The following is a 12624-nucleotide window of genomic DNA, read 5'->3' as shown; positions in this document are numbered from 1 at the left end:
CTGCCGCCGAAACCTACATAACTCATTGAATCTCAAGGAGTTTTCCGTTTCGACTGCGCCGGAAGTGGGGCGAATTATAGACATCCTGAATCTGCCGTCAACCGTTAATTTCGCTTTTCTTGCAAAACCTGCTTTTTAGCCAGCAAACGCGGGATCCGACGCATCACTGGCGGAATACGCAGCAACAGAAGCACCGCGCCTACAAAGGCATAGATCGCCCATTCCTCGAGATCAGCACGCACGATCCACAGCATATGCAGCAAACCCAGGCCAAGAATCACATAGACCAGACGATGCAGCTTCTTCCAGCGCGAACCCAAACGACGCTGACTGTAGCGATTTGACGTCACCGCCAGCGCCAACAATCCGAGAAAACCCAAAGCCCCCACTATTATGTAGGGCCGCTTACGCAACTCGACAGTCAGCTGCGACCAATCGAAACCCAGAATAAACGCCATATAACTACACAGATGCAAAACCACATAGGCAAAACACCAGAGCCCCAGCTGTCGGCGCACTGCAATCCACCCAGCCCAACCGGTGAGCTTCTGCATAGGTGTCATGCTCAGAGTGATCAACAACAACACCAACGTCCCCAAGCCCAGCCGATCCACCAGCACTTTGCCAGGATCGGGCCCGAGTAAATCCCCGAGAGCCTGATACAACCACAGCATCGGCCAGACTGCCGCCGCAATGAAAACGCCTATACGCCAGTACGGGAATCGCATCAGTAATTCTTCCGCAGATCGAGCCCTGTGTATAAAGAAGCGACTTCATCCGAGTAGCCGTTGAACATCTGCGTATCCCGCACATTTGGCTTGAACAGACTGTTTGGCAATCGCCGCTCCCGCGCCTGGGTCCAGCGTGGGTGATCAACCGTCGGGTTCACATTCGCATAGAAGCCGTATTCATCTGCCGCGATACTCTGCCAGGTCGTCTTCGGCTGCTCGCTGACCAGGCTGATACGGACGATGGATTTAACGCTCTTGAAGCCGTACTTCCATGGCACCACCAAGCGCAGAGGCGCACCGTTCTGATTCGGTAACTCGCGGCCATACATACCCACCGCCAGAATCGCCAGTGGATTCATCGCCTCATCCAGACGCAAGCCTTCTACATAAGGCCAATCGATCAGGGCAAACCCTGAACGCTGGCCAGGCATGCTCTTGGGATCCTGCAAGGTTTCAAAACGGATGTATTTGGCCTTGGACGTTGGCTCGACCTGCTTGAGCAGCGCCGAGATTGGAAAACCGATCCACGGAATGACCATCGACCACGCCTCGACACAGCGCAAACGATAGATACGCTCCTCCAACTGGTAAGGCTTCATGAAGTCTTCCAGCGCATAGCGCCCTGGCTTACCCACCTCCCCGTCGACCACCACACTCCATGGTTCGGTTTTCAGCGAGCCCGCATTCGCCGCCGGGTCGCCCTTGTCGGTACCAAACTCATAGAAGTTGTTGTAGTGAGTGGCGTCTTTATAAGGCGTGACCGACTCATCCTTGACGTTGACCGCCCCCCATTTAGTAGAAGGCAGTTTCTCGGTGAACCATGCAGGTGACTTGCCCGGCTCGACGTCGGCATACCGCGCCGCATCGTCGGCATTGGCCCAGCGCGACAGGCTACTGACGGCGATACCGGCAGCAGTCGCCCCCAGCAATTGGCGGCGAGAGAGATAAATGGACTCAGGCGTGACATCCGACTCGTAGCAGTCGGACGCTTTGGGGACTTTGATCAACATGGCAACTCCGCAGCTTTGGAGGACAGATGCACCCATAGACTGCGGAGTATGCGGGAAATTACATCACTCGGCTTTTTTGTGCCGACGAAGATGCAACAGGTACTGAACCGGGCCGGAAGCCGCGTAAGCGAGGAACACCAGCAACAGAATGCGCGGCGGATCACTGAAGACCACGGCGAACACCAGCACCACCGCAAGGATCGCCACGAACGGTACGCGCCCTTTCAGATCCAGCTCTTTAAAGCTGTTGTACTTGATGTTGCTGACCATCAGCATGCCGGCAGCCGCCACCATCAACGCGACCAGGAACGACATCTTCGAACCCTGGATCCCGTAATCACTGAATGCCCAGACAATCCCCGCCACCACACCGGCCGCTGCCGGGCTGGCCAGACCGATGAAATAACGTTTATCCGCCGTGCCAACCTGCGTATTGAAACGCGCCAGACGCAACGCCGCGCCTGCTACATAGATGAAGGCAACCATCCAGCCGACCTTGCCCATGTCGCCCAACGCCCAACCGAATGCCAGCAACGCCGGTGCAACACCGAACGCGACCATATCCGACAGCGAGTCGTACTCGGCGCCAAAGGCACTTTGCGTATTGGTCATGCGCGCGACACGACCGTCGAGGCCGTCGAGCACCATGGCGACGAAAATCGCGATCGCGGCGAACGCAAAATACTTGCTCGCGTTCGCCGAATCACCGGCACTCAACGCAGCCTGGGCGCTCATCGAGTTGATGATGGAGTAAAACCCTGCGAACAGGTTCGCAGTGGTGAACAGGTTCGGCAGCAGATAGATACCACGATGCCGGACTTTACGACCTTCTGCGTCGTGCCCTTCTTCGATGTGCTCATCGATGGGCAACAGGCTTTCGGCGTCAGAAGCCTTGTTCGGCTCTTCGGGACGTTCGCTCATGGACATTACCTTGCAACGGTTTGAAGAAAATTCGACAGGTGCTTGAGGACGACAGTTCGGCCACAAACGCTGCAGCTTTATACCAGAACCACCGCCTCAAACGAAAAAACGCGGCCGAGGCCGCGTTTTTTCATACAAGGGACAACGACTTAGTTTTTGGCTTTGTCGACGATCTTGTTGGCACCGATCCACGGCATCATGGAGCGCAGTTGCTCGCCGATGACTTCGATACCGTGAGCGGCGTTGTTACGACGCTTGGCGGTCATCGAAGGGTAGCCGGTTGCGCCTTCGCTGATGAACATTTTGGCGTATTCGCCGTCCTGAATACGTTTCAGGGCGTTGCGCATGGCCTGACGGGATTCGGCGTTGATCACTTCCGGACCGGTCACGTACTCGCCGTACTCAGCGTTGTTGGAGATCGAGTAGTTCATGTTGGCGATACCGCCTTCGTACATGAGGTCAACGATCAGTTTCAGTTCGTGCAGGCACTCGAAGTAGGCCATTTCCGGCGCGTAGCCAGCTTCAACCAGGGTTTCGAAACCGGCTTTTACCAGTTCAACGGTACCGCCGCACAGAACGGCTTGTTCGCCGAACAGGTCGGTTTCGGTCTCGTCCTTGAAGGTGGTTTCGATGATGCCAGTACGACCGCCACCAACGCCAGCGGCGTAGGACAGCGCAACGTTTTTGGCGTTGCCCGAGGCGTCCTGGTAGATAGCGATCAGGTCAGGGATACCGCCGCCCTTCACGAACTCGGAACGTACGGTGTGACCCGGAGCTTTCGGCGCGATCATGATCACGTCGAGGTCGGCACGCGGAACAACCTGGTTGTAGTGGATCGCGAAGCCGTGGGAAAAGGCCAGGGTGGCGCCTTTCTTGATGTTCGGCTCGATTTCATTCTTGTACAGCGAGGACTGGAACTCGTCCGGGGTCAGGATCATGACCAGGTCGGCCGCAGCAACAGCGGAAGCAACGTCGGTCACTTTCAGGCCGTGAGCTTCAGCTTTGGCAACAGTGGCCGAACCTTTACGCAGACCAACGGTAACGTCGACACCGGAGTCTTTCAGGTTGCACGCTTGGGCGTGGCCCTGGGAACCGTAACCGATGATGGCAACTTTCTTGCCCTGGATGATCGACAGGTCGCAGTCTTTATCGTAGAAAACTTTCATGAATTTCCCCTTTATATCCAGGCCGTTCAGGCCATTCGCTAATTTGGTTTAGATGCTGAGTACTTTGTCGCCGCGGGCAATGCCGGTCACGCCGCTACGGACGGTTTCCAGAATCGATGCGGTGCCGATGGACTGAATGAAGCTGTCGAGCTTGTCGCTGGTACCGGTCAATTGAACGGTATACACGCTGGCGCTGACGTCGACGATCTGTCCACGGTAAATATCGGTGGTGCGTTTGATCTCGGCGCGCTGGGCGCCAGTGGCCTTGACCTTGACCAGCATCAGTTCGCGCTCGATGTGAGCGCTTTCCGAGAGGTCCACCAGCTTGACCACTTCGATCAGCTTGTTCAGGTTTTTGGTGATCTGCTCGATGACTTCATCGTGACCCACAGTGGTCAGCGTCAGACGCGACAGGGTCGGGTCTTCGGTCGGGGCCACAGTCAGGCTTTCGATGTTGTAGTTGCGCTGCGAGAACAGGCCGACTACGCGAGACAAAGCGCCGGGTTCGTTTTCCAGAAGCAAGGAAATAATGTGCCGCATGATTAAGTACGCTCCGTCTTGCTCAGCCACATATCGCGCATCGAGCCGTCTTTGATCTGCATCGGGTAGACGTGCTCGCTGGTGTCGACCGAAATATCGATCACGACCAGGCGATCCTTCATGGCGAACGCTTCTGCCATCTTCGACTTCAAATCTTTCGATTCAGTGATGCGTACGCCAACGTGGCCGTAGGCTTCAGCCAGCTTGACGAAGTCAGGCAGCGATTCCATGTAGGAGTGCGAGTGACGGCTGCCGTAGCTCATGTCCTGCCACTGACGAACCATCCCCAGAACACCGTTGTTCAGGATGACGATTTTGACTGGCAAGCCATATTGCAGGCAGGTCGACAGTTCCTGGATGTTCATCTGGATACTGCCTTCACCGGTGACGCAGGCAACGTCGTCATCCGGGAAGCTCAACTTGATGCCCATGGCCGCCGGAAAACCGAAGCCCATGGTGCCCAGACCACCGGAGTTGATCCAGCGATTTGGCTTGTTGAACGTGTAGTACTGCGCCGCGAACATCTGGTGCTGGCCCACGTCGGAAGTGATGAAGGCATCGCCTTTGGTCACTTCGCAGAGGGTTTCGATCACGGTCTGCGGCTTGATCAGGCTGCCGTCGCCCTTTTCATAAGGGAACAGGCCGCGATCACCGCGCCATTCATCCACCTGCTTCCACCAACTGGCCACGGACTCTTTGTTCGGGGTCTCGCCGATTTCCTTGAGGATCGCGACCATTTCGGTCAGGACGCTCTCCACCGGACCCACGATTGGCACGTCGGCCTTGATGGTCTTGGAAATCGAAGCCGGGTCGATGTCGATGTGAATGATCTTGGCGTTCGGGCAGAACTTCGCCGCGCCGTTGATCACGCGATCGTCGAAACGCGCGCCGACCGCCAGGATCACGTCAGCATGGTGCATCGCCAGGTTGGCGGTGTAACTGCCGTGCATGCCGAGCATGCCGATGAACTGACGATCAGTCCCCGGGAAACCACCCAGGCCCATCAACGTGTTGGTCACGGGCAGGTTGAGCATTTTCGCCAGTTCGGTCAGCGGTGCGGAACCGTTGCCGAGAATTACGCCGCCACCGGAGTACATGACCGGACGCTTGGCCGCCAGAAGCATTTCTGCTGCCTTGCGGATTTGCCCGGAGTGACCACGAACGGCCGGGCTGTAGGAACGCAGCTTGGCTTTCTTCGGGAAGATGTATTCGAACTTCTCGGCCGGGTTGGTCATGTCTTTCGGGATATCGACCACGACCGGGCCCGGACGACCGGATTGCGCCAGGTAGAACGCCTTCTTCATGACTTCCGGGATTTCCGAGGCGTGCTTGATCATGAAGCTGTGCTTCACGATCGGCCGGGAGATACCGATCATGTCGGTTTCCTGGAACGCGTCGGTGCCGACCATGGTGCTTGGCACCTGACCGGAAATGATCACCATTGGAATCGAGTCCATATAGGCGGTCGCGATACCGGTGATGGCGTTTGTGGCGCCAGGACCGGACGTCACCAATACCACGCCCGCTTTACCGGTGGCACGGGCATAACCGTCAGCCATATGGGTTGCCGCTTGTTCGTGACGAACCAGGATGTGAGTCACTTCCGGTTCTTTGAACAGGGCATCGTAAACATGCAGGAGAGCACCACCCGGGTACCCGTAGATATATTTGACGCCTTCGTCACGCAAAAAGCGGACGAGCATCTCACCGCCAGATAAAAGCTCCACGTTGTTCACCTCTAAAACGCCAGAATACCGTCCACAAAAAAGGGGCGGGTCTTAATAGGTTTACTTCTCGGCAGAGCATGAGCGACGGTGGTCGCCGACTACGTCAGCACTGACTGAGCAAGTATTGGGATCGTCCCAAGTGTTGCGGGCCTTTCCCACCCAGCGCGAGGTAACGCGTTGCGGGTGTAACAGGTCGGCGCGGATGTGCGCCTCATGATCTACCGAGTGGGTCTGCTTCTGGCAGTCCCTCTACAGCGGACTTTGGATTCTTCTGTTTCGCCCTCTCCAAGTCAAGCCGTCTATGTGGTTAATTGTGGGTAAGCACATGAGAACGCAAGAAAAAACCTGAAAACCGCTACTCTGTTAGTGTCAATTGCGCAATTTTGCCAAGGAATCAGCATGCGAACGCTCCTCCTTACTCTGCTGATCGGCCTCAGCCCATGGTGCATGGCCGCTCAAATCTACAAATGGGTCGATGCCCAGGGGGTCACGCACTTCGATGCGCAGCCGCCACCGGGTCAGCCATCGACGACAATGCAGACGCCCTCCTCGCCTCCGACCACACCGGCGGCAATGCCGGGCAGCGGTGTACTCGGTGACCAGAAGACTATCGACAACAAAGTGAAGAAACAGGTGGCCGACCAACAGGCGCAGCTCAAGCAGTTTTGCGAGCAGGCACGCACGAACCTTGCGCAATTGCAGAACAATCCGCGTTTGAGGGAAGAGGTGGAGGGACAGATGCGACGGCTGGATGATGCGCAGCGTCAGGAACGCATTGTCGAGGCTCAGAAACAGATAGCCGAGAATTGCCAATAGGCATCTGCAGGACGGTAGGAGCTGTCGAGTGAAACGAGGCTGCGATCTTTTGACTTTAAAGATCAATAGATCGCAGCCTTCGGCAGTTCCTACACAGAATCGGTATTAGCGCGAGGCAGTGATCAAAAGGTCAAACTCTTTGAGCAACACCTGAAGCTGACGATCCTTGCCCTGCAAGTTGCGCTGGGCGAAGACCATTTCAGCCATTTCCTGAATCCCCGAGGCGTTCGGCAACGGCAGATCCTGCTCAAGGATGTATTTCATCTTCGGCAGGAAGATCCATTGCAGCCATTGCTCGAAGTCGAGCGTATCGACCGAAAACGGCTCGACACTGCTCAACGCTTCCACCGACGGCTGAACCTCGTCCCACCAGCCTTGAGTGCGCAGTTCACGCTCGATCAGCAACAGCTGATCGGCGATTTTCGGGAAACGAGCATCCATTACAGCGAAACCTTGGCCTTCTGACGGGCCTGAGCGGCACCGGCGGAATCGCCTTGTTTCTCACGGGACTGAGCGATGATTTCCCACAGGTTGGCTTGCAGGTCCGGGCGACCGTTGGCCATGGTCAGCGCGCGACGAGCGAATTGCTCCGCTTGTGGCGCATCACCTTGGGCCATGCGCACCTGCGCCAAGCGATAAAGCACTTGCGGCTCACGCGGGGCAACACGCTGAGCACGCTCCAGGCTGGAGGACGCACCGTTGAGGTCACCGCCGGCCTGTTGCTGTTGAGCTGTCGTCAGCAAGGCGAGTACCGGGCCGTCCAGTTGCTCATCCGCCAACAGGCCACCGCCGCTGCTAGCCGAGGGAATACCGCTCGGTGTCGACGGCATGCTGTAGCTGCCCGTGTTGACCGGCGCAGAATCAATCGCTGAAGGGTTGTACGGGCCTACCGTGATACCACCGGACGCAGGGCCCGGCACAATCGGCGAAGAGCTGATCGGCGCGGACGTTGTCGCGCCGCCACCCGGCACCATCACCACCACGCCGGTATCGCCTTGCGGGATCGCTTGAGTCTGCGCTTGCGCAGGACGCTTTACGGTGGTTTGACGAAAGCCGCCATTGGCCGAAATACGTTCGCTGTTGGACACCGCAGTACCGGAGTCAACAACCGGAATCGAACCACGCTGTACGGTAGAGCAGCCGCTGAGCAAAGCCACGGCGGTCACCGCTGGAATCAACCACTTGTTCACTTGAAACCCTCTTTGCTTAATTCATCCAGCCCTTGACCCAATCCATCACCGACTCGCCGGAGGCAGGCGTTTCGCCCGCACACGCGGCGCCGGGTGGCGGTTCGCTGCCGCGAATATACGGCATCTGCACCGCCCCCGGACAGTTGGCATCGGAGCCCTGCCCGGTACGCGAATCGACCCAAGCCTGTACGACATTGTCCGGCTGCGGCATGTCCAGCGGTAGCGGATCGGCCTTGCGCATGAAACTGGTCCAGACCTGCAACGCACCGGTGGCCCCGGTGAACGGCGTCTTCCCGTTGTCATCGCGCCCCAGCCAGACCACCGCCAGCAGATCCTGACTGAAACCGGCGAACCAGCTGTCACGGGAATCGTTACTGGTACCGGTCTTGCCCGCCAGCGTCAAAGTCTTCGGCAACACGTTATAAACCGAGCTGCCGGTACCTTCACGCATCACGCGCTGCATGGCGTTCTGGATCAGATAGATGGACGCCGGATCGAAGCGCTGCTCGATCTGGAACGGATAACGCTTGAGCGGTTCGCCCTCGGCGGTCAGCACACTGCGAATACCGCGCATCGGCGTATTGAAACCACCGTTGGCCAGCGTCTGGTACATGGTCGCGACTTCGATCGGGGTCATGCCACCGGCACCGAGCAACATCGACGGGAATGCAGGAAATTCGCGCGTCACACCCAGACGACCCAAGGTCTTGAGCACATTCGGCACACCAACTTCCAGACCTAGACGCGAAGTCGAAAGGTTGTAGGAATGCGCGAGCCCCTGATAAAGGAACACGGTGCCGTGGGAGCGACGGTCGTAGTTCTGCGGTTTCCACACCTGACCGTTCGCGCCTTTGACCGACAACGGGTCGTCCGACAGCCAACTGGTCAGGGTGTACTGGCTCGGTTTTTCCAGCGCAGTCAGATAAACCGCAGGCTTGATCAACGAGCCGATCGGTCGCACGGCATCCAGTGCGCGGTTGAACCCGGCATAACTGGCCTGACGGCTGCCGATCATCGCCTGGACTTCACCGGTTTCCGGATTGGTCACGACCATCGCCGCTTCCACGTCATCAGAGCCTTTGCGCCCGGACAGACGTTTAAAGGTGTCGTTGACCGACGCCTCGGCTTTCATCTGCAGGATCGGGTCGAAGCTGGTGAAGATGCGCAGGCCTTCTTCGGTCAAGTCTTCGTCGCGATAGTCTTCACGCAACTGACGTTTGACCAGATCGATGAAGCCCGGGAACGAACTGTCGGCCAGTTTGCCACGAGTGGTCACGCCCAACGGCATGCTCTTCGCTGCGGCCACTTGCTCGGCCGTCGCCACGCCTTGCTGCTCAAGCACGTCGAGCACCAGGTTGCGCCGCTCCAGCGCACGCTCCGGGTTGCGACGCGGGTTGTAGTAAGACGGGCCTTTGACCATGCCGACCAGCAACGCCACCTGATGCAGTTTCAGCTCGGACAACGGCTGACCGAAGAAGAACTGACTGGCCAGACCGAAACCGTGGACCGCACGTTGACCGTCCTGGCCGACAAAGACTTCGTTGAGGTAGGCCTCAAGGATTTCCTTTTTGTCGTAATGCAGCTCCAGCAGCATCGCCATCATCGCTTCGGTGAGTTTGCGGGTCAGGCTGCGTTCGTTGGTCAGGTAGAAGTTTTTCACCAACTGCTGGGTCAGCGTACTGCCGCCCTGCGTCATCTTGCCGCCCGAGGTGTTGACCCAGATAGCGCGGGCAATCGACTTCGGCGACACGCCCCAGTGGCTGTAGTAATCGCGGTCTTCGACAGCGACCAGAGTTTCAAGCAGGTACGGCGGCACCTGATCGAGTTTGATCAGAATGCGGTCTTCGAGATTTTTCGGATAAATACCACCGATCATCAGCGGTTCGAGGCGCACCACAGACAATTTCGATCCGTTGGTCGCTGACAGCTCAGCCACATAATCGCCAGAGAAACGCACGCGCACCGGCTGCGGCTTTTCCAGACCTTCATAGAACTGGAAGCCACGGGTATTCAGATCGACGGTGTTGCCGCTAACGGCTGCCGCGCCGGGACCATTGCTCACGGCTTCGCGGCGATAACCGAGGGCATCGAGTTCGGTAAGGAAGTCGTCCTTGCTGAGCTTTTGTCCGACGAACAGCTCGAGCGGCCGCGCGTAAACCTTGGCCGGGATGGTCCAGCGCTTGCCGGAGAACTTCTCCTGCACCACGGCATCGAGGTAAACGGCGAAGCCAGCCAGCACGACAAGGCCGACCAGACTGAGTTTAATGGCCCAGCTCAACCATGGGCTAAGGCCCTTGGAGGGTGGTTTTTTCTTGGTACGGGGGGATCGAGTTCGAGTCATGGCGGCGGATTATACGCACTTTATTCATCCTCAACAGGAGCGCTCCGAGGTTTGCGTCGGGCTGGCGAGCGGCCATAATGGCGGCCTCGAATTTCCCCCAGTCTCTGAAGGATCGCCCGTGAGCCAGTCTCTGATCGCTGCCCTGCAAAACCCGGCCCTCTACCCGCACCCTGTCGAAGGGTTTCAGGTCATCGAAACCCATATCTCGTGGGTGATCCTCACCGGTCCCTTCGCTTATAAAGTGAAGAAGCCGGTTAATTTCGGCTTCCTCGACTTCACTGACCTCGAATCGCGCGCGCATTTCTGTGCGGAAGAGCTGCGTTTGAACCAGCGCCTGACCGATGATTTGTATCTGGAAGTGTTGCCAGTCACCGGCAGCCTTGAAGCACCGCAACTGGGCGGCGACGGTCCGGCCATCGAATACGTACTGAAAATGCGTCAATTCCCGCAGAGCGGTTTGCTCAGCACCTTGCAAGCCAACGGCGAGCTGACCACTCAGCACATCGACGAGATGGCCGAGCAGATCGCCCGCTTCCACCTCACCGCGCCAAAGGTCCCGGCCGAACACGACGCCGGCACCCCGGACAGCGTGATGGCGCCGGTCTCGCAAAACTTCGAACAGATCCTGCCGTTTCTCAGCGACAAAAACGATCTGCTGCAACTCGAGGCACTGAAAGCCTGGGCCGAAAGCAGCTTCGAACGTCTCAAGCCACTGTTCGCTCAGCGCAAGGTCGAAGGGTTCACCCGTGAATGCCACGGCGATATCCACTTGGGCAACGCCACGGTCATCGACGGCAAATTGGTGATCTTCGACTGCATTGAGTTCAACGAACCGTTCCGCTTCACTGACGTCTGGGCCGACACCGGTTTCCTCGCGATGGACCTGGAAGACCGTGGTCTGAAATCCCTGGCGCGCCGCTTCATCAGCCAATATCTGGAACTGACTGGCGACTATCAGGGCCTGGAAGTGCTGAACTTCTATAAAGCCTACCGTGCACTGGTGCGTGCCAAGGTTGCCCTGTTCAGCATGCCGGCTGACGCGACCCCGGTGCAGCGCGCCACCACCCTGCGCCAGTACCGCAACTACGCCAACCTGGCGGAAAGCTACAGCACCATTCCATCGCGCTTCATGGCAATCACCCACGGTGTTTCCGCTGTCGGCAAGAGCCACGTGGCCATGCGTCTGGTCGAAGCGCTGGGTGCCATCCGTCTGCGTTCGGACGTAGAACGCAAGCGTCTGTTCGGTGAGCAAACTGTTGCTAATGATGTGCAGGCTGGCATTTACAGTGCCGACGCCAGCGCCGCCACTTACGCGCGTCTGCATGAAATCGCTGAAGTGATCCTGCACGCCGGTTTCCCGGTGGTGATCGACGCGACTTACCTGAAGCGCGAACAACGCGACAACGCGGCAAAAATTGCCGAAGCCACCGGCACGCCATTCCTGATCCTCGATTGCAACGCGCCAAAAGCGGTGATCGAGAGCTGGCTGGCGATTCGTCAGGCCGACCAAAAGGATCCGTCCGACGCCACCCTGGCGGTGATCGAAGCGCAGCAGGCCAATCGCGAAGCGCTGACGCCGGAAGAAATCCTGCGCAGCAAACGCGTACAGACCAATGAATCCGGCACGCTGGACACCGTGGTCGCGCAGATTCGTCAACGCCTGCCAGGCCTGTAAAAAACTATTTCGGCCGTGAAGCCCACGCTTGCTTCACGGCCGCCAAATAGTGGCACTATACTGGCGTCATAAAACCAACGGTGATATGACATGAGCCAGCCGAAACTTCTCGACACCCCGCTATATGCCTTGCTGCACAAAGACGACATCACAGGTTTCAACAAAGAGCGCCCACAAGATGGCCCGATCGACATGGTCGGCGGCGATTTCCGTGGTCTTGATTTGCGTGAACTGAATGCCGATGGCGTGGATTTCAGGGACGCGTATTTCCGTTCTGCCGATCTGCGAGGCATCGATTTCCGCAACGCGTCGCTGGAAGGCGCGAGCCTGGCTCACGCGCAAATTTCCGGGGCTTACTTCCCGCCGGAACTGAGCGCTGACGAGATTCTGATGTCGATGAATTTCGGCACGCGCCTGCGCTATCGCACCCGCTGACAGATCTTTGCCTCTCTGACACAACGCCCCCCTCCTGTGGGAGCGAGCTTGCTCGCGAAGGCGTAGTGTCAG

12 protein-coding genes are annotated in these 12624 nt (G+C 57.9%); 3 read left to right on the top strand and 9 right to left on the bottom strand.

Features of this window, described 5'->3' with window-relative positions; all coding sequences use genetic code 11:
* Positions 1-104 precede the first annotated feature (104 nt).
* The 6 genes from msrQ to BMY54_RS17475 all read right to left on the bottom strand — a co-directional run bounded on the left by msrQ (position 105) and on the right by BMY54_RS17475 (position 6095).
* On the bottom strand, positions 105-728 hold the full coding sequence (gene msrQ / locus BMY54_RS17500; RefSeq protein WP_093434948.1) for a protein-methionine-sulfoxide reductase heme-binding subunit MsrQ: 624 nt from the start codon (positions 726-728) through the stop codon (positions 105-107).
* Entirely contained in the window at positions 728-1741 is a 1014-nt protein-coding gene (gene msrP / locus BMY54_RS17495; protein WP_093434946.1) for a protein-methionine-sulfoxide reductase catalytic subunit MsrP, read from the bottom strand. Before msrP ends, msrQ begins: the two co-directional genes overlap by 1 nt.
* A gap of 63 nt (positions 1742-1804) precedes the next feature.
* Entirely contained in the window at positions 1805-2662 is an 858-nt protein-coding gene (gene pssA, locus BMY54_RS17490; RefSeq protein WP_016983477.1) for a CDP-diacylglycerol--serine O-phosphatidyltransferase, read from the bottom strand.
* Positions 2663-2811: 149 nt separating this feature from the next.
* Positions 2812-3828 carry a ketol-acid reductoisomerase gene (gene ilvC, locus BMY54_RS17485; protein WP_007909969.1) on the bottom strand — a complete coding sequence of 339 codons (1017 nt, stop codon included), beginning with the start codon at positions 3826-3828 and terminating at the stop codon, positions 2812-2814.
* A 48-nt stretch (positions 3829-3876) separates the two neighbouring features.
* Complete coding sequence (gene ilvN, locus BMY54_RS17480) at positions 3877-4368, bottom strand: acetolactate synthase small subunit (RefSeq protein WP_003176102.1); 492 nt, start codon at positions 4366-4368, stop codon at positions 3877-3879.
* A gap of 2 nt (positions 4369-4370) precedes the next feature.
* Positions 4371-6095: an acetolactate synthase 3 large subunit gene (locus BMY54_RS17475; protein WP_093434972.1), complete on the bottom strand. Its 1725-nt coding sequence runs from the start codon at positions 6093-6095 to the stop codon at positions 4371-4373.
* Between the two features lie 399 nt (positions 6096-6494).
* On the opposite strand from BMY54_RS17475, the gene BMY54_RS17470 reads away from it, so the two are divergent.
* Complete coding sequence (locus tag BMY54_RS17470) at positions 6495-6911, top strand: DUF4124 domain-containing protein (RefSeq protein WP_093434944.1); 417 nt, start codon at positions 6495-6497, stop codon at positions 6909-6911.
* A 105-nt stretch (positions 6912-7016) separates the two neighbouring features.
* On the opposite strand, the gene BMY54_RS17465 is transcribed toward BMY54_RS17470, so the two are convergent.
* The 3 genes from BMY54_RS17465 to mrcB are packed head-to-tail and all read right to left on the bottom strand — an operon-like array spanning position 7017 to position 10442.
* Positions 7017-7352, bottom strand: coding sequence for a YqcC family protein (locus BMY54_RS17465; RefSeq protein WP_093434942.1), 336 nt, complete (start codon positions 7350-7352; stop codon positions 7017-7019).
* Positions 7352-8101 carry a tetratricopeptide repeat protein gene (locus BMY54_RS17460; RefSeq protein WP_093434940.1) on the bottom strand — a complete coding sequence of 250 codons (750 nt, stop codon included), beginning with the start codon at positions 8099-8101 and terminating at the stop codon, positions 7352-7354. Before BMY54_RS17460 ends, BMY54_RS17465 begins: the two co-directional genes overlap by 1 nt.
* 16 nt (positions 8102-8117) lie before the next feature.
* On the bottom strand, positions 8118-10442 hold the full coding sequence (gene mrcB, locus BMY54_RS17455) for a penicillin-binding protein 1B (protein WP_093434938.1): 2325 nt from the start codon (positions 10440-10442) through the stop codon (positions 8118-8120).
* 118 nt (positions 10443-10560) lie between these two features.
* Here mrcB and BMY54_RS17450 point away from each other — a divergent pair, with 118 nt between their 5' ends.
* Together BMY54_RS17450 and BMY54_RS17445 are read left to right on the top strand one after the other, a co-directional pair.
* The gene (locus BMY54_RS17450; protein ID WP_093434936.1) at positions 10561-12117 is read left to right on the top strand and encodes a bifunctional aminoglycoside phosphotransferase/ATP-binding protein; all 1557 of its coding nucleotides are present in this window, start codon (positions 10561-10563) and stop codon (positions 12115-12117) included.
* A 90-nt stretch (positions 12118-12207) separates the two neighbouring features.
* Entirely contained in the window at positions 12208-12552 is a 345-nt protein-coding gene (locus BMY54_RS17445; RefSeq protein WP_007909940.1) for a pentapeptide repeat-containing protein, read from the top strand.
* Positions 12553-12624 lie beyond the last annotated feature (72 nt).

This window comes from Pseudomonas sp. ok266, assembly GCF_900110195.1.
GTDB lineage: Bacteria > Pseudomonadota > Gammaproteobacteria > Pseudomonadales > Pseudomonadaceae > Aquipseudomonas > Aquipseudomonas neuropathica.
Note: the sequence above shows the minus strand (reverse complement) of the source record. Positions and strands in the feature narration are given on the sequence as shown.

What these genes read in the sequence shown, in the direction of transcription:
- msrQ (WP_093434948.1), bottom strand. Translation starts at nt 728, where the DNA reads ATGCGATTCCCGTACTGGCGTATAGGCGTTTTCATTGCGGCGGCAGTC.
- msrP (WP_093434946.1), bottom strand. Translation starts at nt 1,741, where the DNA reads ATGTTGATCAAAGTCCCCAAAGCGTCCGACTGCTACGAGTCGGATGTC.
- pssA (WP_016983477.1), bottom strand. Translation starts at nt 2,662, where the DNA reads ATGAGCGAACGTCCCGAAGAGCCGAACAAGGCTTCTGACGCCGAAAGC.
- ilvC (WP_007909969.1), bottom strand. Translation starts at nt 3,828, where the DNA reads ATGAAAGTTTTCTACGATAAAGACTGCGACCTGTCGATCATCCAGGGC.
- ilvN (WP_003176102.1), bottom strand. Translation starts at nt 4,368, where the DNA reads ATGCGGCACATTATTTCCTTGCTTCTGGAAAACGAACCCGGCGCTTTG.
- BMY54_RS17470 (WP_093434944.1), top strand. Translation starts at nt 6,495, where the DNA reads ATGCGAACGCTCCTCCTTACTCTGCTGATCGGCCTCAGCCCATGGTGC.
- BMY54_RS17465 (WP_093434942.1), bottom strand. Translation starts at nt 7,352, where the DNA reads ATGGATGCTCGTTTCCCGAAAATCGCCGATCAGCTGTTGCTGATCGAG.
- mrcB (WP_093434938.1), bottom strand. Translation starts at nt 10,442, where the DNA reads ATGACTCGAACTCGATCCCCCCGTACCAAGAAAAAACCACCCTCCAAG.
- BMY54_RS17445 (WP_007909940.1), top strand. Translation starts at nt 12,208, where the DNA reads ATGAGCCAGCCGAAACTTCTCGACACCCCGCTATATGCCTTGCTGCAC.